The organism is Xanthomarina arctica (assembly GCF_014638915.1).
In the GTDB taxonomy this organism is placed as follows: domain Bacteria; phylum Bacteroidota; class Bacteroidia; order Flavobacteriales; family Flavobacteriaceae; genus Xanthomarina; species Xanthomarina arctica.
On record NZ_BMFQ01000001.1, the window covers coordinates 539,569 to 562,995 of the forward strand.

18 protein-coding genes are annotated in these 23,427 nt (G+C 33.8%); 8 read left to right on the plus strand and 10 right to left on the minus strand.

The window, feature by feature from the left end; translation table 11 throughout:
- Positions 1-17: 17 nt before the first annotated feature.
- From IEV77_RS02345 to IEV77_RS02365, 5 genes are all read left to right on the plus strand, one after another.
- On the plus strand, positions 18-2,429 hold the full coding sequence (locus IEV77_RS02345; protein WP_188461461.1) for a penicillin acylase family protein: 2,412 nt from the start codon (positions 18-20) through the stop codon (positions 2,427-2,429).
- A 2-nt stretch (positions 2,430-2,431) separates the two neighbouring features.
- Positions 2,432-2,788, plus strand: a complete 357-nt coding sequence (locus IEV77_RS02350) for a hypothetical protein (protein WP_188461463.1) — start codon at positions 2,432-2,434, stop codon at positions 2,786-2,788.
- A gap of 11 nt (positions 2,789-2,799) precedes the next feature.
- Positions 2,800-3,513, plus strand: coding sequence for a 3'-5' exonuclease (locus IEV77_RS02355; RefSeq protein WP_188461465.1), 714 nt, complete (start codon positions 2,800-2,802; stop codon positions 3,511-3,513).
- Between the two features lie 99 nt (positions 3,514-3,612).
- On the plus strand, positions 3,613-5,091 hold the full coding sequence (locus IEV77_RS02360; RefSeq protein ID WP_188461466.1) for a serine hydrolase: 1,479 nt from the start codon (positions 3,613-3,615) through the stop codon (positions 5,089-5,091).
- Between the two features lie 54 nt (positions 5,092-5,145).
- Complete coding sequence (locus tag IEV77_RS02365; RefSeq protein ID WP_188461468.1) at positions 5,146-6,231, plus strand: DUF4932 domain-containing protein; 1,086 nt, start codon at positions 5,146-5,148, stop codon at positions 6,229-6,231.
- Between the two features lie 128 nt (positions 6,232-6,359).
- On the opposite strand, the gene IEV77_RS02370 is transcribed toward IEV77_RS02365, so the two are convergent.
- Positions 6,360-10,514, minus strand: a complete 4,155-nt coding sequence (locus IEV77_RS02370) for a M4 family metallopeptidase (RefSeq protein WP_188461470.1) — start codon at positions 10,512-10,514, stop codon at positions 6,360-6,362.
- A 191-nt stretch (positions 10,515-10,705) separates the two neighbouring features.
- Between IEV77_RS02370 and IEV77_RS02375 the strand changes: the two genes are divergently transcribed.
- The 3 genes from IEV77_RS02375 (at position 10,706) to IEV77_RS02385 (ending at position 14,076) form a co-directional block, all read left to right on the plus strand.
- Positions 10,706-12,394, plus strand: a complete 1,689-nt coding sequence (locus IEV77_RS02375) for an ABC transporter ATP-binding protein (protein ID WP_188461472.1) — start codon at positions 10,706-10,708, stop codon at positions 12,392-12,394.
- A 408-nt stretch (positions 12,395-12,802) separates the two neighbouring features.
- Positions 12,803-13,453, plus strand: coding sequence for a hypothetical protein (locus IEV77_RS02380; RefSeq protein WP_188461474.1), 651 nt, complete (start codon positions 12,803-12,805; stop codon positions 13,451-13,453).
- Positions 13,454-13,455: 2 nt separating this feature from the next.
- Positions 13,456-14,076, plus strand: a complete 621-nt coding sequence (locus IEV77_RS02385; protein ID WP_188461476.1) for a hypothetical protein — start codon at positions 13,456-13,458, stop codon at positions 14,074-14,076.
- A 130-nt stretch (positions 14,077-14,206) separates the two neighbouring features.
- On the opposite strand, the gene IEV77_RS02390 is transcribed toward IEV77_RS02385, so the two are convergent.
- From IEV77_RS02390 to trhO, 9 genes are all read right to left on the minus strand, one after another.
- Entirely contained in the window at positions 14,207-14,863 is a 657-nt protein-coding gene (locus tag IEV77_RS02390) for a CoA transferase subunit B (RefSeq protein ID WP_188461478.1), read from the minus strand.
- A 123-nt stretch (positions 14,864-14,986) separates the two neighbouring features.
- The gene (locus IEV77_RS02395) at positions 14,987-15,691 is read right to left on the minus strand and encodes a CoA transferase subunit A (RefSeq protein ID WP_188461480.1); all 705 of its coding nucleotides are present in this window, start codon (positions 15,689-15,691) and stop codon (positions 14,987-14,989) included.
- An 89-nt stretch (positions 15,692-15,780) separates the two neighbouring features.
- Positions 15,781-16,251, minus strand: coding sequence for a hypothetical protein (locus tag IEV77_RS02400; RefSeq protein ID WP_188461482.1), 471 nt, complete (start codon positions 16,249-16,251; stop codon positions 15,781-15,783).
- A 29-nt stretch (positions 16,252-16,280) separates the two neighbouring features.
- Positions 16,281-16,697 (minus strand): hypothetical protein, encoded by a 417-nt coding sequence (locus tag IEV77_RS02405; protein ID WP_188461484.1) that lies wholly within the window; start codon positions 16,695-16,697, stop codon positions 16,281-16,283.
- A gap of 321 nt (positions 16,698-17,018) precedes the next feature.
- Complete coding sequence (locus tag IEV77_RS02410; protein ID WP_188461486.1) at positions 17,019-19,358, minus strand: penicillin-binding protein 1A; 2,340 nt, start codon at positions 19,356-19,358, stop codon at positions 17,019-17,021.
- 4 nt (positions 19,359-19,362) lie between these two features.
- Positions 19,363-19,848 (minus strand): gliding motility lipoprotein GldH, encoded by a 486-nt coding sequence (locus tag IEV77_RS02415; protein WP_188461488.1) that lies wholly within the window; start codon positions 19,846-19,848, stop codon positions 19,363-19,365.
- Positions 19,838-21,010, minus strand: a complete 1,173-nt coding sequence (locus IEV77_RS02420; protein ID WP_188461490.1) for a PSP1 domain-containing protein — start codon at positions 21,008-21,010, stop codon at positions 19,838-19,840. Before IEV77_RS02420 ends, IEV77_RS02415 begins: the two co-directional genes overlap by 11 nt.
- A gap of 164 nt (positions 21,011-21,174) precedes the next feature.
- Complete coding sequence (locus IEV77_RS02425) at positions 21,175-22,179, minus strand: radical SAM protein (RefSeq protein WP_188461492.1); 1,005 nt, start codon at positions 22,177-22,179, stop codon at positions 21,175-21,177.
- The gene (gene trhO / locus IEV77_RS02430; RefSeq protein WP_188461494.1) at positions 22,180-23,250 is read right to left on the minus strand and encodes an oxygen-dependent tRNA uridine(34) hydroxylase TrhO; all 1,071 of its coding nucleotides are present in this window, start codon (positions 23,248-23,250) and stop codon (positions 22,180-22,182) included. It lies immediately after the preceding gene.
- Between the last annotated feature and the right edge of the window lie 177 nt (positions 23,251-23,427).

A 23,427-nucleotide genomic window follows, 5' to 3' on the forward strand; every position in this document is an offset into this window, starting at 1 on the left:
TTTTTAAATTTAAATACATGAAATACCTTAAATTTTTTGTTTCCCTAGTTCTTCTTGTTGGCATCTTTTTCGTTTTAAATACCAAATTTGGTTCTATTCCCGTCATTGGCGACTTTTTAAATCCTGCACAAGGGATCTGGCAAAATGAAAATACCGAATCTATTACCGGAAATGTTCAAATAAATGGCCTTACCGAAAAAGTGACGATTCATTATGATGAAAATTTAGTGCCTCATATTTTTGCACAAAATGACACCGATTTATATAAAGCCCAAGGCTACATAACTGCCAAACACAGATTGTGGCAAATGGAATTTCAAACATTTGCGGCCGCTGGAAGATTATCGGAAATTATTGGTGAAAAAGCATTGGATTACGACAGAGCGCAAAGAAGAAAAGGCATGGGTTTTGGCGCAGAAAACACGCTTAAAAAAATGACCGAAGAAGATCCTGAAATCATAGCTTTTATAGGAGCTTACAGCGAAGGTGTTAACGATTTTATTCAATCTCTTGATCCAAAAAATTATCCTGTAGAATATAAATTATTAGGTTACAAACCGGAACCATGGACTATTGATAAAACAGCTTATTTATTGATGTACATGACAGATATGTTGTGTGGAAGAGATTCAGATTTAGAATATACCAATGCCTTAAGATTATTAGGTAAAGAACGTTTTGATTTACTCTTTCCAGATTTTTTTGATGTCAACGACCCAATTATTCCAAAAGAAACCGATTGGAGTTATATTGAAACAGCTATAACCGAAACACCAAAAAGCGAATTACCTCTAGATTCCATTGCGGAAACCATGGAAAAACCGCATCCAAATAACGGAAGTAACAATTGGGCTATTTCAGGTGACAAATCTTATTCAGGAAAAGCCATTCTTGCCAACGATCCACATTTAGGCCTCAACCTACCTTCCATTTGGTTTGTTATGCAATTAGCAACTCCAGAACACAACTCATACGGAGCGACGCTTCCTGGAGCTTTAGGCGTAGTGTCTGGGTTCAATACAGATATCGCTTGGGGAGAAACCAATGCTACCAGAGACGTTAAAGATTGGTATAAAATTGAATTTAAAGACACTAATAGAACCCAATACAAGTACGATAACGCCTGGAAAAACACCACCGTTAGAGTTGAAGAAATTAAAATACAGGGAAAAGAAACCTATTTAGATTCTGTTATTTACACGCATCATGGACCTGTAAGTTACGATCACACCTTTAAAGGGAATGGTCAAATGGAAGGTTATGCCATGAAATGGATTGGTCATATTGGTGGCAATAACCAACGTACTCTAATCGATTTAAATACATCTAAAAATTACGACGATTATTTAAAAGCACTTCAACATTGGGTAGCTCCAGCACAAAACTTTGTATTTGCTTCTACCAATGGAGATATCGCTCTTTGGATTCAAGGGGCTTTTGCCAATAAATGGGAAGGACAAGGCAAATTTTTAATGGATGGTAGTAATCCGGAAAACGATTGGCAAAGCTTTATTCCTAGTGAAAATAATGCCTTTAGTAAAAACCCGGAACGTGGTTTTGTAAGTTCCGCAAATCAACATCCCGTAGATGAATCTTATCCGTTTTATGTTTTCAATGATGGTTATGAAACCTATAGAAATCGAGTGATTAACGATTTTTTTAATTCAAAAGAAAAATTCTCTATTCAAGATTTTAAAGACCTTCAAAATAACAATTACAATTTAAAAGCTTCAGAATTATTACCAACCATGTTCGAAAACATGGATATTTCCAGTCTAAATCAAGAAGAATTAGACTTTTTAAACATTATAAAAGCTTGGGATTTTAATAGCGACATCGCAGAAACAGCACCAAGCATTTGGGATTTATGGTGGAAGAAATTGTATCCATTAACTTGGGACGAATTCGATCTGGATAACACTGCTTTGATTGATCCTTACACCTATCAAACCATATATATGTTTAAAAACCATCCAGAAGATGACTTTATGGATATTGTTGAAACACCCGAAAAAGAAACGGCTAAGGATTTATTTCTAATCACTTTTAAAGAAACTGCCAAAGAACTTTCCGAATGGAAAAAAGAACATGGCGATTATAATTGGCAAGCCTACAAAGGTACTTTCGCGGGTCATTTATTACAAGGATTACCAGCTTTTTCAAGATTTGATTTACCAATTGGCGGCGATAGAAACACCGTTAATGCGGCGGCTGAAAATCACGGACCTTCTTGGCGAATGATAGTTGAAATGACTTCGCCACCAACAGCTTTAGGTATTTATCCAGGAGGACAATCTGGAAATCCAGGAAGCAAGTATTACGATAACTTTATAGATCATTGGGCTGTTGGCGAGTATTTTAAAGCGCTATTTATTCAAGATCAAACGAGCACTGAAGGTGTTATTTCAACTCAAACTTTAACTCCATAATCATGACAAAAAACATCATCAATTTTATAGCAACTATCATCATTGCTCTTATTTTATCTCAGTTTTTACCTTGGTGGTCCATTATGGTTGCCGCTTTTGCTACAAGTTTATTTATAAGTTTAAAACGTGCATCTGTATTTGTAGTACCTTTTTTAGCCATAAGTCTTTTCTGGATGGTTCATGCCTTTTGGTTAAGCAGTGCTAACGATTTTATTCTCGCCCAAAAGATTGCAATTCTATTGCCATTAAACGGAAATGCCTATCTCTTAATTTTAGTTACTGGAATTATTGGCGGTCTTGCTGCAGGAATTTCTGGAATATTTGGAAAACAATGCGTAACTTTATTATCTGATCGTTAATTACTTTCTAAATGATTGACAAACTAAATCTCGAAAACATACTATTTCTGGACATTGAAACTGTTCCAGAAAATCATCATTTTTCAGATTTAGACGAAACCAAACAAGCACTTTGGGAGCATAAAACCCAATACCAAAGAAAAGATGAATTTACTGCCGAAGAGTTCTACGACAGAGCAGGTATTTGGGCTGAGTTTGGAAAAATCGTGTGTATTTCAGTAGGTTATTTTAAAAATCAAGGTGATGTTCGGAATTTTAGAGTCACCTCTTTTTATGGAGAAGAAACTAACATATTAAAAGATTTTAAAAATCTTCTTATTTCACATTTCAGTCAGACTAAACATTTGTTATGTGCTCATAATGGTAAGGAATTCGATTTTCCATATATAGCCAGACGCATGATTATTCACAATATAGAATTACCATATAAACTAAATCTCTTTGGGAAAAAACCCTGGGAAGTACCTCATCTGGACACCTTAGAGCTCTGGAAATTTGGCGATTACAAACACTATACCTCTTTAAAATTATTGACCAATATTTTAGGAATCCCTTCACCAAAAGATGATATCGATGGTAGCGAAGTTTATCGTGTGTATTACGAAGAAAAGCAGATAGACCGGATAGTTGTCTACTGCGAAAAAGACACCATTGCGGTGGCTCAAATTTTTCTGAGACTTCGAGGGGATGCCTTACTTCATGATAATGAAATAGTTCATATATAACATGAAAAACATCATGTTGCCTAATCTTAATTTAGTAATTCAGTTAAAAAACTGTCACAATCAACAAAATTTATCGTCTTTAGTGCAAAACCATATTAAATGAAACATCAATTTTGGAGTTTACTACTTGTACTTCTTTTTTTGAATTCTTGTTCAGATAAATCAAAAATTCAACTGGACAAAAGAAATATTCAAATTCAACAACTGGATTCATTATTCAATTTTAGTCACTCGAATGGGATGTTTAACGGAGCTGTTTTGGTTACAAAAAATGACTCAATTATCTACAAAAAAGCATTTGGTTATGCCAACGAAAAAACAAAAGAAAAAATAACCCCAGAATCCGTGTTTTACATAGCATCCGTTTCTAAGCAATTTACCGCTATGGGAATTATGATTTTAAAAGAAGAAGGCAAGTTATCTTTTGATGATAAAATCAAAAACTTTTTTCCAAATTATCCAGAGTATCTAAACAGCATAACCATAAGACAATTATTAAACCATACGTCCGGGCTCACGGATAGAGAATATTATCAGTTAACCAACCCAAATAACCAAGATGTATTAGAAGTTTTAATGAAACAAGATTCTCTAGAATTGAAAAATGGCGAAACCTTTCGCTACAGTAATTCAGGATATGTAATGCTCGCCTTACTAATTGAAAAACTTTCAGGTAACTCAATTGATCAATTCTGGAATCAACAAATCTTTGAACCTTTGGAAATGAAAAACACCACAGCTACGAAGGCTGTAGTGGATCAAATTCCGAACAAGGTAATTGGCTATAATCTTATTGGGGAAAAAATTGATTACAAATCTTCCGTAATGGGACCAGGTGGAATTTATTCAACATTAAACGATTTAGAAAAATGGAATAGAGCAATAAATACAAACAAATTAGTCTCATCAAAAACACTTGATGAGGCCTTTAAGAATGGAAAATTAAATGAAGGGCCTATATCCATTTCCATGAATAATCAAGAATATGGTTACGGTTTTGGGTGGATGCCATACGTAGCAAATGGAAAAAAGTACGTTCAGCATGATGGATCGGTAGAAAGCTATCGTTCTTTGATAAAGAAAAATTTAACAGATGGGTACGACTATATATTTTTGACAAATCAAGGCGGTAGACTTGCAATGGAGGAATTGACTACATCCATAGACCTTATCCTAGAAAAAACGCAGTATACGGTTCCTAAGATTCCAATTACTAACAAAATAGTGATGGCGTATAGAGCAACCGATATCATAACTGCAACTACCGAAATTAAAAATGAGGTTAGCAATAATTCAAATAATTACAATATTGATGAAAACAGTTTAAATAGACTTGCTTATACCTATTTTCGAAACGACCAGATTAATATTGCCATAGAAATTTTCAAACTAAACACAGAATTATATTCAAAATCTTCGAATGCATTTGATAGTTTGGCTGAAAGTTATTTGTCAAACAATCAGTTAGAGCTTTCCAAAGAAAACTATTTGAAATCTTTAGAACTAAATCCCCAAAACACAAATGCTAAGGTCATGTTGGATCATATTAAGAAACAACAAACAGTTTCTAAGAACTAAGTTAAAACTGTAACAATCTTAAAAAAGAGTAATCTTTAAAGGTAAAATCAAACCATGTATAAATCTCTAGTCTACATTCCTATACTTCTTATTATAACAGTTTTCTCTTGTAAGGATAAAAACACTCTTGGAACTCAAAATTCACCTAATCACGAACAGAACAAAATTATATTTAAAGTAGATGAGCGCACGGAATTCTTTAGAACCATTTTCAATTTAGCAGTTCAGGAGGACTTACCTGCAGACATAGCGCCTTGCAAAACGGAGTACTTAACCCAAATCAATTCGTATTTCGAGCCTTTTAAGAATCATGCGCTACTTAAATATATCTACGACCATGAAACCATGGGAATAGATTTTCCTACTATAGGCTTGATGTACGACACTTTAGAAAATTTTGAAATGGATACCATATATTCTAAAGAATTTCCCATTTATGGTGTTTCAAAACAAGATATGGACTCCATGAGACCACTTTTAATTGACTTTTATACTAAAACTGATTTTAAATCTTTCTACAATAACAGCAAAGCGTATTACGAAAAGGCAGTTGAAAATGTTCAAATGCAACTGGATAAAGAACAGTTGTTTAATACAATTACAAATTTTTATCAAGGGGAAGAAAATGGTATGGAACTTATTGTAATTGTAGAACTCACTAACAATGCAAACAACAAAGCGGTATCCTATTATGATAAATACAATCCGAAGAAAAGAGCGGTTATTGTTGCCAACATATGTGATGATCCGAATGAGCCAACCGCCCAAAACACTATTTTAGAATTAGACAATAATCTTAAAGCGAGAATTTATCACGAAGCTTCGCATCTTTATACAGATAAATTATTAGATAAATATATTGGCGAATTAGACCAATATCAGCCGATCTGTGATGACTGTAACGACGTGGAATTAAAGGACAAAGTAGATCATCTTATTGTTTATCCCTTACAAGAATTGATTTCATATAGAGAGTTTGGAAAGCATGACGGACATGATTTTTATTTGAATAAATGTCAAGATGTAAGAAAGGATATCTATATTAAATTAAGCGAATATCATCCGGAAGACGGTATTCCTTTTGAGGAAACTTATGAAGCGTGTATTAATTTGATACAATTATCTGCATCTGAAAAATAGCTGAATTTATTCCTAAATTCAAGTTGTTTTAACCGTTCATCCTTCACCTAGTTCCAAAAAAACAAAACATAAAAAAGTCCAGAGTTTTCACGCTGGACTTTTTGTTTAATATTAATTATTTGAAAAAATTATCTCTTAATAAATCTTGTAACTTTTGTTTTCTCTCCAATGTTTAATTGTAACATGTAAACACCAGCTTCAAACTTAGAAACATCGATTGTAGAGGAATAACGGCCTTTTAAGACGGTTTGTCCAAGCATGTTTTTAACTTCAAAAGTTTGAGCTTCAAAACCTGCTAAATCAATATTTAGGGTTTGATTAACTGGATTTGGATACACTTTAAAGCGTTGATTCGGGTTCTCTGCAACTGTTCCAGAATTTATACCTTGATATACGCCAGAACTTCCTAAACAGAAATTAGTTGTTTGAGAGCTTGTAAACGATGCTCCAGAAACCAAAATTGCTCCAGAATCAGAATTTGTTAGAGTGTATGATCCATTCCCATAAGAACAGCAAATACCATCGCCATAAACATCTGTAATAACAAAGTCATAACACCCATTATCCAAACATCCTACATTAATGTTTAAAGTAGAACCATCGGCTTGAGACCCATAGGTTCCACCAGAAGCAACTGTTGTTCCCGATGCGTTTTTAAGACTCCAAGCCGTTTCTTCAGGGTAATTATCAAAAGTAATAGAAAGTGCTACATTAGAACATGTTGTTCCAGTTCCACCTCCAGTTGATAAGCTTACAGCATCTACAGCCATATCTCCTTGCCAAGTAGTTCCAGTAAGGCCATTAAAACGCAATTGAACAGTAGAACCAACATAAGACGCTAAATTTACTGAGCCAGTTGCCCAAGCATTGCCTTGATTTCCAGATTTACTCCAGACACTTGTCCAAGTTGAACCGTTATTAACACTAACTTCTAAAGCCAAACTTCCCATGGCTGTTGTTCCATACATATGATATTTAAATTCAAATGTTGCTTGAGAAGCTGTACTTAAATCAAAACAAGGAGAATTTAAAATTGCTCTTTTAGTTGAATAATTTGGGGAAGACGATTCCATAAACACATAATACGAACCAGCCGAAGCACTTGAAGGTCCCGTACTACTTGATGGTGTACTTCCAGATTTTATAGTCCAATTGAAATCATCACCAGAACCTTGAGACCAAGCTCCTAAGGTGTTTTCAAAACTTTCAGAATACGGGAAAGAAGAAATGCCTCCTGTGCATCCGCCTGTAGAAGGTTGAGTTACAATAATCGTTCTAGAACGTTGCGTTGCGGCATTACCTGCAGTATCACTTACATTGTAATTTTTTGTATAAGTTCCTGCTGAAGCTGTATTTACAATTCCTGAAATAACAATACTCGAAGTTAAATTACCATCCACATTATCTGTTGCTGTGGCACCTAATTCAGTATAAGCATCTCCAACTTGTAAATTAATTACGGCCGAGCCAGTTAAAGTAATAACTGGTGCTGTGGTATCTGCAGGTACTTTCACAATAATAGTTCTAGTACGTTGAGTTGCGCTATTGCCAGCAGCATCACTTACGTTGTAATTCTTTGTATAAGTTCCTGCCGAAGCTGTATTAACCGTTCCAGTAATAACTATACTTGAAGTTAAATTACCATCTATGTTATCTGTTGCTGTTGCACCTAACTCATTATAAGTATCTCCAACTTCTAAATTGATTGTAGAGGCTCCTGTTAAGGTGATTGTCGGTGCCGTTGTATCTGATGTTCCAGTAATAAGGTTCACCGTATAATCTTCTACTTCACCATAAGAGAAAGATTCGCAAGACGTTGGAATCCCATTATATTTCATAGATACTCTCATTCTAGTTGCTCCGTTTACTGCGTTTACTGGAACCGTAAACGAACCGCTTACTGGAGTTGTTTTGGAAGCCGCTTTGGTCCAAACCTGTTCTCCTGAATCACTAAAGTCTCCATCTTTATTATAATCTATCCATACAGAGTAGCCTTCATTATAAGATGTTCCAGTCCAAGTTGGAGTAATGGTAATGGTTGCTGAATTTCCTTTAGTTAAATTAGTTGAAATAGACGTGTAATTAGCATAACCTCCTGCAGAACCTCCAGTGGTATTATTAATAGTTCCTAACTGAACTTTTCCTATATATTCATCTGAAACACTATTGCCATTAGAAGCACAGTAATTTATTGGTGCTGTTCCTGTGGTTGTAATACTTGTGGTTGAAGTTGCGCCACTTCCTCCTGAAGAACAATTAGCAACTACGGAACTTGAATAAGCTGTTCCTGGGTTTAAACCAGAAACTACATAAGAAGTGCCTGACGTATTATTTGAAGAGCCATTAACCGTTACAGTATAAGAAGCTGCTCCAGAAACCGAATTCCAACCTAAGGTAAAACCATTGTCGTTTATACTTGAACCAGCAAGATTTGAAGGTGCTGCTAAACTACAAGTTTGAACATACTCGCTACCTACACCAACGGCATAAAAAGCATTCGTTGTAGCAATTACTTCTGTTGAACCTGCACCATATAAATCTACTGCAGATTGAATTCCATAAGTTCTTGCATTCGCATAAGTTGAATTTCCGGATAAATAAACACTTACTAATCTATAGGAGATATTGGATGCTTTTGAAATTCCTATTCCAGAAACATTATAGTTATCGCTTACATCGTTAGTTCCAGAACCTCCAGCTGTTAATAAATAAAACCAGTGGTTTAATACACCTGAATTGGTGTGAACTCCACAATAATCATTGCTATCTGTTGGTGTACCACAATTTGGATTTTGCCAGTAAGTTCCTCCGTAAGTATCTGGTTGTCCTAAAGATTTAGGATCACTCATAGAACGCAAGGCCGCAGAACCACTTCTACGGTCTATTTCATCACCAATTTGCCAGATATCTGAACTTGGTGCCGCGTCATTACCATTTCCTTTTGCAAAGTGTTCGATTGCTGCTCCCCAAATATCAGAGAACCCTTCATTCATGCCTCCAGATTCTCTTTGGTAAGCTAGATCTGCAGTATATTCTGTAACGGCATGACCAATTTCGTGGGCAGCTACATCAATAGATGTTAAGGCATCAAAATATCCATTTCCTTCGTTTCCATTAGAGCTTCCATCTCCATAAGACATGACATTTAGAAACCAAAAAGCATTATCATAATTATTATCAACATGGACATAACTTCTTAATTGTGCCCCATTATTGTCGTAACTAGATCTACCATGTACTTGACTCCAATAATCGTAGGTTTTCATGGCTCCCCAATGCGCGTCTAAAGCCGCATTGTCTTTGTTGGAGTTGTTATATTCTGCTGAAGTCCAATTGTTGTCATTATCAGTAAACTGAGAATAATTGGTGATATAAGGGAGAGAATTTCCAACTGGTGCTAAATTATTAGCATTTCTTGTATATACTTTTCTAGAGGCATCATTCAAGGTATAGTTTGAACCTGTATTGGTAGTTTCAATAGATTGTGATCCACTATATCTAGTTGCAGCAGTTCCGGCAACAAATACATCTTCTTCACTAACTTCCAACGGTCCAATAAAAGGCGTGTTGTTAATCGTTTTTGATTCCCTTCCATCATGACCAAAATTGTCAAAATGCTTTACTCTATTATTATAAAATAAGACATTTCCAGAATTAGCATCCACGTAAACATCAGCTCCCCCAAGCGGAACTATTGTAAATATTTCATATTTGTAAGCTAATTTCATTTTGTCTTCAGACCTAGCATTAGGTGCCACATCCAGCATTGGTAATAAAACCAGTTCTCCTTCAGGTTTTTCGTAGCCCAACTCTTTACTAGCTGCTTCATCTTCCCATAAGTAACTAGAAGCACCAAGATGTTGCATCGCTCTATTTAAGCCTTGTTCTTTACTAAGCCTAGGAGTTGCTGCTTCTTTAACATCATAAAATTCGCCACTCATTGAGCTAAGTTTTCCATTTTGACCATGTAACGTATAAGTAGCAAATTCTACCTTTATGCCATTAAAATATTGTTGGTATTTTTGATGATTAAACCCAATTTGATCATTTGTAGATTCTAATAACTGAAAGCTATTTCGTGAATCTTTAGTTAAAACATCTTGAAATATCTGATTTGAATTTTGAAGATTGTAGGTGTTGTCTTTTTTAAAGACCACAAACGAAGGATTTCCGTTTTGGTCTTTTTCTGATTTTAGCACTTCAGACGCTTTTTCCATATCTTGAGCAAAAAGAGCTCCAGAAAACAGAAAACACATCATCAGTACTGAGATAGTTTTTTTCATTTTTGTGTAAGTTTTTGTGGGAAAATTTGTTAATATTATCATAAATGTATACTTTTTTTGTTAATATGTTAATTTAATACAAGGCTTTTCGTTTAAAATCAAGAAATCTGTAAAGATTTACGGGAATCCCGTAAACAGACGATGGGAAAACCGTAATTTTTTCGAATATATTAACTACTTTTATCTTTAATATGACTACTCCTTTATTATCAATTAACAACCTCAGCATCTCTTTCTATTCCAATAAAATAGAGAAGGAAATCATCCATGATATCTCCTTTCATTTAAACACAAACGAGATTTTAGGTATTGTTGGAGAATCTGGTTCGGGGAAATCAGTATCCTCTCTGGCAATTCTAGGGTTACTTCCTAAAAATGTTTCAAAAATTACTACAGGAAGTATTGTTTTTGATGATTTAGATTTAACTAAAATTCCTATTAAAACATTTCAAAAAATAAGAGGAAATGAGATTGCTATGATTTTTCAAGAACCCATGAGTTCTTTAAACCCATCCATGACTTGTGGCAAGCAAGTTCAGGAAATATTATTACAGCATACAGAACTTTCAAAAAATGAAGCTAAAGCTGAAACCTTAGCACTTTTTGAAAAAGTAAAACTTCCAGATCCCAATCGTGTATTTGGAGCATATCCACACGAAATTTCTGGAGGACAAAAACAGCGCGTCATGATTGCAATGGCCATAGCTTGTAAGCCAAAAATTTTAATTGCTGATGAACCTACAACAGCTCTTGATGTTACGGTTCAAAAAGAAATTATCCTGCTCTTAAAACAACTACAAGCTGAAGAGAATATGAGCATTATTTTCATTTCTCATGATTTGTCTTTGGTTTCTGAAATTTCAGACAGAATTTTAGTCATGTATCAAGGAAAAATTGTGGAACAAGGTTTGGTGCAACAGGTTTTTAAAAACCCAGAACATATTTATACCAAAGCACTAATAAACTCTAAACCTTCTTTAAATGTTAGATTAAAAAGACTTCCAACAATTAAAGATTTCATGAATGAAACAACGGATAGATCTATTGTTTCAAGTGAAGACAGAAAAGCTTACCACGATAACATTTATTCAAAAGCACCTTTATTGGAAGTTATTAATCTGGAAAAAACATACATCTCTAAATCTGGTTGGTTTTCAAAACCAGATATTTTTAAAGCGGTAAATAAAGTAAGTTTTAAATTATACGAAGGTGAAACGCTGGGATTGGTAGGCGAATCTGGCTGTGGAAAATCTACGCTTGCAAATGCTATTTTACTATTAGACGAAGCCACTTCTGGATCCATTTTATACAAAGGAATAGATATTACCAAACTATCTAAAAAAGAGGTTAGAACGTTAAGAAAAGACATTCAAATTATCTTTCAAGATCCGTATGCATCTTTAAATCCGCGCATTCCTGTTGGGAAAGCGATAATGGAACCTATGAAAGTTCATGGCATAGGAAAATCTGAAAAAGAAAGAAAAGAAATGGTTTTAGATTTGCTCTTGAAAGTAGGTTTAGACGACACGTTTTTTAATAGATATCCGCATGAATTTTCTGGCGGACAGAGACAACGAATTGGAATTGCTAGAGCTATTTCTTTAGACCCAAAATTGATTATTTGTGACGAATCGGTTTCTGCTTTGGATATTTCAGTTCAGGCACAAGTATTGAATTTACTGAACGACTTAAAAGCCAATTTTGGATTTACTTATATTTTTATTTCACACGATTTAGCCGTTGTAAAATATATGTCTGATCAGTTAATTGTAATGAATCAAGGAGATATTGAGGAAATGGATGATGCAGATGTTATCTATACCAATGCGAAGAAAGACTATACCAAAAAATTAATTCATGCCATCCCAAAAGGGTTATAGCATGAATACTTTTTTAGTTAAATACATCAAACTTTTAATAAAGTTTTTAGTGTTTTGCAAACCTGAATAAAGCTTGCTCTCGTAATTTGTAGGTTGTTCAGGTAGATTTGAGGCAAAATTCATAATAAGTAGGGTTTTTGGTAGATTTGGGGTTTTATTCTTTTCAGTACAAATTTATAATAGATTTGGGGCAAATTATAAATTCCATATTTTAAAGAACTTGGTTCATTAGGTTCATTCGATTTGGTTCTGCTAATATGAAACTATTTTTGAGTTGTTCAGCTAAAATACATTATAAATCGATGAAATACATTAAAATTTAACATTTAAGAATATTTATTATGAATATTCCTACAATTTTATGTTTTGTAGATGTGAAAATTTTTCTATATTTATCAAAAAAAGAATATGAAAAAACTTAGCCTCATTTTTATATTGGGTCTTTTTTATAGTTGTCAAATTCAATATGATGTTTCTACGCGATTCGTATTTGAAGGACAGGTAAACGATAGAGATGGCAATCCCATAGATAATAATGCTGTTGAGGCATGGATTTACAATTCTAACGATTCGGATCTCATAGGATTTACAACTACAAATGCAGACGGTAATTTTACACTAATTATTCCAGAACCAATTAATGAAAATGAGTTCGCCCTTAAAATAAAAGGAGGATCCGTTTATAGCCAAAAAGAATATGTAAACATTTGGCAATCTGACTTTATAAATTATAAACTAAATCTTGGAGAAGTCACTCTAATTAAAGGTGACGATATTTCGCAATTACAAATTACCTTAAACCATGTAACTGCTGAAAATAGTATCTCTTTTATTGAGGTAACTGGAATCATGGCAGATCAAATAGTTTGGGTAAATTCCTTTGAAAACGACTACCCTTATTATTACAATTACGATACTTATTATAGAGACGTAGCTAAAAATCAAACCTTGAATTTATATTATGAGGTATCTAACGTTATTACAGGTCAAACAGAGTCATTCAGTGAATCTATCGTTGTGGAATCTGATAATGTTACGCCATACACCTTAAACTATTAAGAATGAAAAAGATACTATTATTACTTGTAATGGGTGTGCCTGGTTTGCTATTTTCCCAAGAAACAGATAAGACAGAAAGCGAAGAAACCCTTTCTTTTAAACCTCAATTTTATTTCTATGTAAACCATCACATCAATAGTGGAGATAATTTTTTAGCCGATGGCCATGACGCAGATTTTGTTGGAGTTGGATTTCAAATAAACTTTATCAAATTTCATGATTTTAAATTTGGTCTTGGATGGGAATTTACCGATTACAATGTGACTAATCCAGCCACCATAGGAAATATCAACAATACAACTTATTTAGCAACCTTTGGAAAATTCCAGTATCAATGGGATATTTTAAAGTATGCGTCTCTGGAGCCCTATCTTGGAATAGGAGCAACTAAAATTCAACAACAATATGCAGGTGCAAATGCAAATAGTTTCTACGGAATGAATTTTTATGCAGGACTGAATGTTACTGTTAAAATAATTCCGAATTTATCACTATATACAGGTATTAATTACAATAATATTTGGTTTAACGTACGCACCAATAAAAACTGGGAAGACTATTTTAACAAAGTAAATCAGACCCAAATACAATTAGGTCTGATTGTTTCTCTAGGTAGTAATTAATAGTTTTTTCTATTTCAAGCTTTGGACAAATTGAATTCACTAATTAATATTTTGTTTCAATAATATTAATTTTTAAAGGTTCATTTTATTTGTCGTTTCTATTTTATATTAAGGTCAAATGGAATTCGTTTTAAATACTCATTTCAGGGATATCTCCTTCAATAATTAAAGTGCCTTCAGTCGCTTTTTTAATATCTTCTACTGAAATCCCTGGAGCGCGTTCTAAAAGTTTAAAACCTTTGTCTGTTACTTCAAGCACAGCCAGATTGGTGACAATTTTTTTTACACAACCAACTCCTGTTAAGGGCAAGCTACATCTTTTAAGTATTTTAGATTCTCCAGCTTTGTTGGTATGCATCATGGCAACAATAATGTTTTCGGCACTTGCTACTAAATCCATAGCACCACCCATACCTTTTACCATTTTTCCTGGAATTTTCCAGTTAGCAATGTCTCCATTTTCAGAGACTTCCATAGCTCCTAAAATGGTTAAGTCCACATGTTTTCCTCGAATCATAGAAAAACTCATGGCAGAGTCGAAAAAACTAGCTCCAGGAAGCGTTGTAATGGTTTGTTTTCCTGCGTTTATAATATCTGCATCTTCTTCGCCATCAAACGGAAATGGACCCATGCCAAGCACGCCATTTTCACTTTGAAACTCTACTTCTATATCGTCTCTAACATAATTTGCTACTAAGGTTGGAATACCGATTCCTAAGTTGACATAATAGCCATCTTGTACTTCTTTTGCGATGCGTTTTGCGATTCCTATTTTATCTAAAGCCATAATATTCTTTATTTTGATCAGACACTTCGACTGCATCTCGACTACGCTCGATGACCACTCTCAGTGTGACATATAATTTTAATTTAAAACTGTTAACTCTAGGCACTTTAAATACTTATAACTTTAAGTACTTCTTTGCCTAACTGTACGTTGTTCAATCCGCTTCTCATAAGTTTCTCCTTGAAAAATACGTTGTACAAAAATGCCTGGAATATGAATTTGATTCGGATCTAAAGTTCCAACAGGAACCAACTCCTCCACCTCAGCAACGGTAATCTTTGCTGCACCACACATGACAGGATTAAAATTTCTGGCTGTGCCTTTAAAAATTAAATTTCCAGCAGCATCTCCTTTCCAAGCTTTTACAAAAGCAAAATCGGCTTTAAAGGCATGTTCCAAAACATACATTTTACCATCAAATTCTCTGGTTTCTTTGCCTTCAGCAACTTCAGTTCCGTAACCTGCTGGTGTATAAATAGCAGGAAAACCAGCTTGTGCGGCACGACATCGTTCTGCTAAAGTGCCTTGAGGAATTAGTTCTACATCTAATTCTCCGGAAAGCATCTGACGTTCAAATTCGTCATTTTCGCCAACATAAGACGACACCATTTTTTTGATTTGCTTTTTATGAAGTAGTAAACCTAGACCGAAATCGTCCACTCCTGCATTATTTGAAATACAAGTCAGACCCTTAAGGTTTAATTTTACAAGCTCGTTGATGCTGTTTTCTGGAATGCCACAAAGTCCGAAACCACCGAGCATAAAGGTCATATTATCTGAAACACCTTGAAGGGCTTCATGAACATTGGCCACTTTTTTATTAATCATGTTACTATTATTTTGTAGTGGAAAAATACGAAATAAAAAAGCCATTCTAAAAAGAATGGCAAATTTAATATGTGTATTTAATGATGATCTTATTTAATAATCTCAGGTAATGCTTCAGGAATATTGTCTTCATCAAAAATTAATTCACCATTGTACCAAGCCTTGGTTAAAAAAGTGAAATTCTGACCTGACCGATAATTCGCTGTAATAGTATCTGTATCTGTACTGTTCCACTCTATATAAGTTATTGCATTTTCTAGATTTGAAGTATTGAGTTCTACAGCTATATAATAATATTCCTCACCAGATTCTACGGGAGAAACTAGGGTAAGGTACTGACCAAATATTGGATTATTTATTTCTTTTAGGACACCATTTTGTTCATAATATAATTTTATATCCTCTAAAAAAAAGGCATTTGTATTATCTGGGTTTAATAAATCAATATTTGTATTCGATGACACTCGGAATTCGACAATATTCTGTATAATTATTGCATGGTGATTTGCTGAAGTATTGTTATCCTTTTCATCATCCGAATTACATGAAACTATTAGCAAGCTTATAACAAAAAGGCAAATTAATTTTTTCATAATCTTTCTATGGAGGTTAGTATTATTCTATAATAAGAGATATCTGCAGGTCCATTTGGCTTTTCGCAAATTGATTTGAGATCACCAGAAAATTTGACCTCTACGCTTTCTCCAGAATTCTTTATGTCTTCAAATTCATTGTTTAAAAAGTCTTCATTACAAACAATCATAAAAGTAGAAGAATTAGAATATTGTACTTCTTTATATATTATCGAATAAAGGTTATTGTAAGTACTGTTTTGTGACCTATAATAAATTTTACCTATCAAACTATCTGTTTCAGTAATTGTATAATTCGTTTCAGAGTTACAACCACAATCTGATGGTTCGTCATCATTTTTATCGCAACTAATAAATAATATCCCTATTAACATGAGAAGACAAATTAATGGTGTGTTTATTCTGTTTTTCATTTTTCTATATAAAATTAATGTCCTTATTTTTAATATTCAAACCTAAAAAATTAAAATAAAAATTCTATCCCGAATTTTTAAGAAAATTATGCATTTCATCGAAATACAATCAAATCCGTGTTTTTTGGTTACGGTTTTTCCGTAAAACACCAAAAATAATGGGATTATATAATAGATTCCTCGACAAGCTCGGAATGACATTTACAAATCGCCAAGTTCTGGATATACAAGCTAGGATTAGCAATTAAATTTTGGAGAATAAATAAAAAAAAGCCATTCTTAAAAGAATGGCTTAATATTATGATTGTATTATCTGATGTTTTAGAAATCCAATTCATCAGGAACTTCACCCTCTGGGATGCCTGAATTTGAATTATTATCTGGATCGTAATTCGTGCAATCTACTTCTATAGAAAGTTCTAAAGGTCTTTCAAAATCTGCTGTAGAAATATCTAAGTCTTTATCTTCATAACAGCTCTTCATATAAACTCCCCAGATAGGTAAAGCCATAGCAGCTCCCTGTCCGTAAGTAATGGTTCTAAAATGCGCAGCTCTATCTTCAGCTCCTACCCAAACTCCCGTTACTAAATTTGGTACCATTCCCATAAACCAACCATCACTTTGGTTTTGAGTGGTTCCTGTTTTTCCTGCTATTGCATTTGTAAATTCGTATGGATAACCTGTTATTACCTCTCTATAATCTGCTCGATATTTTTCACGTCCACTTCCCCTTAAACGAGCTCCAGAACCTGATTGTGTAACACCCTCCATAAGTTTAACTGTTACATAAGCCACTTCTTCACTTAATACATCTCTTGTCTCTGGTGTGAATTGATATAAAATTGTTCCATTTTTATCTTCTATATGTGTTACCATAACAGGTTTAGTATAAACCCCTTTATTGGCAAACGTAGCATAAGCGGCAACCATTTCATAAACACTTAAATCTGGTGTTCCTAGAGCAATTGAAGGCACCACAGGTATATCTGCTTCAATACCTAATTTTCTAGCTAAATCCACTACAGGTTGTGGTCCAACTTTATCCATTAATCTAGCAGTAATAGTATTAACAGAATTTGCTAATGCATCTTTTAAAGTTCTATTACCACCATATTTATTACCATCATTTTTTGGTGTCCAAGGATCCGGATTTCCATATTTACCAGCTTCAATAGTAATTTGCGTATCCGGTAACTCATCGCAAGGCGATAAATGTAACTGGTCTATTGCAGTTGCATAAACAAAAGGTTTAAAAGTAGAACCTACTTGTCTGCGTCCTTGTTTTACGTGATCGTATTGAAAATGCTTGTAATTAATACCTCCAACCCAAGCTTTTACATGTCCTGTTTGTGGAGCTATGGACATCATACCTGTATGTAAAAACGACTTGTAATAACGCATAGAATCCATTGGCTTCATAATGGTATCAATATCACCTCCCCATGAAAAAATGCTCATTTGAGTGGGTTTATCGAAAGACGCAATAATTTCATCCTCGTCTATTTTTAAATCGTATTTCATATGTCTCCAACGCTCACTTTGTTTCATAGAGCGATTCATTAAGCCATCAATTTCTGACTGATTTAGCTCTAAAAATGGTGCTGTTGGATTTCTATCTGGTGTATTCTGATTGTCAAATTCTGCCTGAAGCTTAGTCATGTGTTGTGTAACAGCAACTTCGGCATATTTCTGCATTCGCGAATCTATAGTTGTGTAGACTTTCAACCCATCTCCATACAAATTGTACTTTTCGCCATCTGGTTTCGGATTGTTTTTTATCCAATCTTTCATAAATCCATCTAAATAAGCTCTAAAATAGGTGGCTATTCCATCACGATGTGATTGCGGGGAATAATGCAAATCTAAATCTGTTTTTTGAAGGGAGTCCATCACATTTTCAGAAATATAATCGTATTTCTCCATCTGAGATAAGACCACATTTCGTCTGTTTCTAGTTCCGACAGGATTTCTATGGTCTCTAGGGTTATAAAGTGAGGAATTCTTAAACATACCTACCAACATGGCCGATTCTTTAATATCTAACTCGCTTGGTTCTTTATCGAAATAAATACTGGATGCCGAACGGATTCCATCTGCATTATTACCAAAATCGTAGATATTAAAATACATGGCAATAATTTCGTCTTTGGTATATTGACGCTCTAGCTTGATGGAAATAATCCACTCTTTTAATTTTTGCGTGTATTTATCCAAGCCTTTGGAACGCACACCTACAAATAATTGACGTGCTACCTGCTGAGAAATCGTACTAGCTCCTCCGTTTTTTCCTAAATAGACAATAGCTCTTAAAGTACCTCTTGCATCTATCCCAGAATGCTCGTAATAACGGGCATCTTCGGTAGCTATTAAAGCATCTACTAAATGCTGTGGTAAATCGTTATAACCAACTGGCGTTCTATTGTCGTTAAAATAAAATTTTCCTAAGGTTTTTCCATCCGAAGAAATAATTTCTGTAGCAAGATTTGTTTTAGGATTTTCTAAAATGGTATAATCCGGAAGCTCCCCAAAAAGACCCCAAGATGCTGATAAAAATAGCATAACAACAAATAAAAGGCCTGCTATAAATAATTTCCAAAACCATCTAACGTAGCTTGAATAACCTTGATTCTTCTCTGTTTTTTTCTTTTGTACTTTAGCCATAAACTTATTTCGCAGCTGGTTTTTCTATTCTAAATCCAATATCTGTAATCCCTTCTAAATTAACGACACCATTCACCTTCCCATTTTCTCTCATAGCTTGTTGAATGTTTACCGTATAATCTCCAGATTCATTAAAAATGACACCTTCTTTATACCACAATTTGTTTTCTTTAACATCTGCAAATCCTGTGCCTAAAAATTCACCATTAGGATATGTCATTTTATACTCTAAAGTATCTTTTAAAGTTTTTCCGTGTGGAAATTGCATTTCTACAATTAAAAAAAGGTTGTTGTATTTGTATTCGTTATTGTTTCTTAAATTAACATATAAGTTATACGTATTTAAAGTATCTGGCGGCTGTATTTTAAAACTAATTATAGAATCTTTATGCCATTTGTCTGACACAGATTTATAGGAATCGAACACGCTTTTAGAGTCGCAAGACACGATAAGAAGCGCCAAAAGAACCAATAAAACACTATTTCGCATTATTATTTTTGTTTTGGGGTTTTCTTCGTTTTTTATTCTTGTTATTACTTTTTCCTTTTTTATTTGTGTTCTTCGTATCAAATCGTGTTAAACTATCTTGTCCTACAACGTTTTCAAATTCGCTTTTAGTATCTATAATTAAATCTGTAGCATATTCTTCTAGGCTAGCTACCTTTTCATTATTTTTATTTTTTTCTAAAATTTCTTTCGCTTGAGCTGTTGTAATTACATGCCAATTGCTCCATTCGCCTTCATAAGCGTACCACATGTGACCTTTAAAAATATCTGTTTTCTGACAAACAGCAGTTCCTTTATCTGTAATAAGTTTCGCTTCTGTTCTAGGAAAATCTTTTAAGGCATCCAAATAGGTATCCAATTCGTAATTTAAACAGCATTTTAATTTCCCACATTGTCCAGCTAATTTTTGTGGATTTAAGGATAATTGTTGGTAACGGGCAGCTGAGGTACTTACTGAACGGAAATCTGTTAACCACGTAGAACAGCACAATTCCCTACCACAAGAACCAATACCACCAAGTCTTGATGCTTCCTGACGAAAACCTACTTGTTTCATCTCAATTCTAGTTTTAAATTCTCTGGCAAACAATTTGATGAGTTCTCTAAAATCTACACGATCTTCGGCTGTATAGTAAAATGTAGCCTTGCTTCCATCTCCTTGAAATTCAATATCCGAAATCTTCATTTGAAGTTTAATTTCAATGGCATATTGACGAGCTTTCACTTTCATTGGTTCTTCTTTGTCTCTATATTCAGACCAGATATCAATGTCTTTTTGTGATGCTTTTCTATATATTTTTAAGATTTCTTCATCCGTTTCTGAAACTTTCTTACGTTTCATCTGGATTCTTACAAGTTCTCCTGTAAGCGTAACCATACCAACATCGTGACCAAATTGTGCTTGAGTTGCTACAATATCTCCAATGCTTAAAGTTAAATTCTCTGTATTTTTATAATAATGCTTTCTTCCGTTTTTAAAACGTACTTCTACCCAATTGAAAGGAGCTTGACCATTTGGGAGCGTCATGTTTGCTAGCCAATCGAAAACAGTTAGTTTATTACAACTATCTGTACCGCATGTGCCGTTATTTTTGCAACCTTTTGGTTGACCATCTTTGCTTGTGGAGCAAGTGTTACAACTCATATGATTTATGTATATATAGATTCTGAAAGCCTTAGTTTTCAGAAGAAAATTAATAAAAACTATTATTTTTTGAGCAATTTCTACCTTTGTAAAAATTACGCACCAAAGTAAATACTTTGATTTGTAAAGGTAATATTATTTACGGACTTTAAAATAGCCCTTTTTTAATTGAATTCAATCTCGTAATTAAGCCTATTTGCTAAAGATTTTAATTCTTTTTCAGATTTAAAAACGTTAGACCATAGCATTTTGCTCCAACCAATTTTATCGGAATAGGCGTTGAAACTTTCGTTGTTCCAATCGAAACCATCCTTCCAAAATTTTTGTGGAGACACGTAACAAAACGTGTAATCGAAAATTAAACTGGAAGCATTAGCGCTTTGATTTTTAGGAATGGTCTTTGGCGCCAATAATGTAATATGATTTTCTTTACATTGGGTTCTAATATCCTGAATCAATTGCGGGTAATCGTCACGAATACTATCCAAATCGAAATCGTTGTATTCTGTGTTTCCAATTTTTTGAATGGGACGAATTTGAAGGATATCGAAGCTTTTTCCATTAAAATGCTTGAAAAAATCTGCTAATTCGTAAAAATTATCTTTGTTGAAAGTATAATTAATTCGAACTTTAAAATCGTATTGCTTTTTTAATTTTTCAAACGCTTTAAAAGCATTATGAAACTTTTCATAACTCGCTTTTTTCATGAAGTTTTCATAACTCTCCTTATTTACGCCGTGAAGAGAAATGGTAAACTCGTTTAATCCCGCTTTTAAAAGTGCTTCAATTTTTTCTTCATCCAATAAATTGGCATTGGTTGTAATGGAAATGTATGGCACCTTGTAGGTTTTTCCTAATGCGACAACTTTCACTAAGTCTTTATATAAAGTTGGCTCTGTTCCACAACCAATTTGAAGTTTTAAAGCCCGTTTAAAAATAGTTTTAGCTACCTGATTTAATTGATCCTCTTTAAATTGACCTTTTAGGGTTTTAACAAAATCGGCATCTGTGAAATAACACATTTTACAGCGCAAATTACAAGCCATAACGGGATCTAGATTGACAGCCAAATAACGTTGGTCAAACTTATGCAACAAATAGAGACCTAGAAATTTAATTCTATGACTTTTAATTTTTCTATTGAGTTGTAACAGTTTGTAAATATTCATTTATTCTGTTTTTTTAAAAACTTCAAATATGTTTCTTAAATCTTTTTTGTGAGGTAAATGATCTGCGCGTCCTTTTTTAAAGATATCGTTGCTATTACCTTGACCTTTTCTCAATGCCTTTTGTTCCTCGAAAGATAAATGGATTATTTCCTGACAAGGCGTTGAACAACAATTCTCCATTTTTTCTTTACAAGATTCACATTGAATGAATAATAAATGACAAGCTTCGTTGGCGCAGTTGGTATGTAAATCGGCAGGTTCGCCACATTGATGACAATGGGCAATAACATCGTCTGAAATTCTTTCAGAACGACGTTCATCGAAGACAAAATTCTTCCCAATAAATTTATTTTCTAAACCTTGGGCTTCAACTTGTCTCACATAATTGATAATGCCACCTTCTAGTTGATACACATTTTTAAACCCTTTGTGTTTGTAATAAGCACTTGCTTTTTCGCAACGGATGCCGCCAGTACAATACATGACTAGTTTTTTATCTTCTTTATGCTCTTTTAAATCGGATTCAATAATATCTAAGGATTCACGAAAAGTATCTACATCTGGCGTTACAGCATTTTTAAAATGACCTATCTCACTTTCATAATGATTTCTCATATCTACCAAAACCACATTTGGATCGTCAATAAGCTGGTTGAATTGTTCGGCTTCCACGTGAATGCCTTTGTTGGTCACATCAAACGTATCATCATTCAAACCGTCAGCCACAATTTTATCACGCACTTTCACTTTTAATTTTAAAAATGAAAAATTATCGTGTTCAATGGCAATATTCAATCGCACATTCTCTAAAAACGAAATGGTATCCAAATGATCTTTAAACAGATTAAAGTTATCTGCTGGCACAGAAAGTTGTGCGTTTATGCCTTCGTGAGCGACATAAATTCTTCCTAAAACATCCAATTTATCCCAAGACAGGAAAAGGTGATCTCTAAAAATTTCAGGGTTTTCAATTTTCGCGTATTTGTAGAAAGAGATAGTTAAGCGTTCTTTTCCAGCTTGCTCAATAAGTTCTGCTCTTTCTTTAGCGCTTAAGGTATTGTACAGTTGCATGCTATACTAATTTTTTAAGGTTAAAGATTATTTTAAAGTAATTAGAGGCAAAGGTACTATTTTTTGCGAGTTTACGAATTTGTACAAACCAAAAAGCACTTTATAAACTTTTTATAAAGTGCTTTAAGTAGACTAACTCGTTATTAATATTTTTTAATTTATTTTCTAAATCGAAAA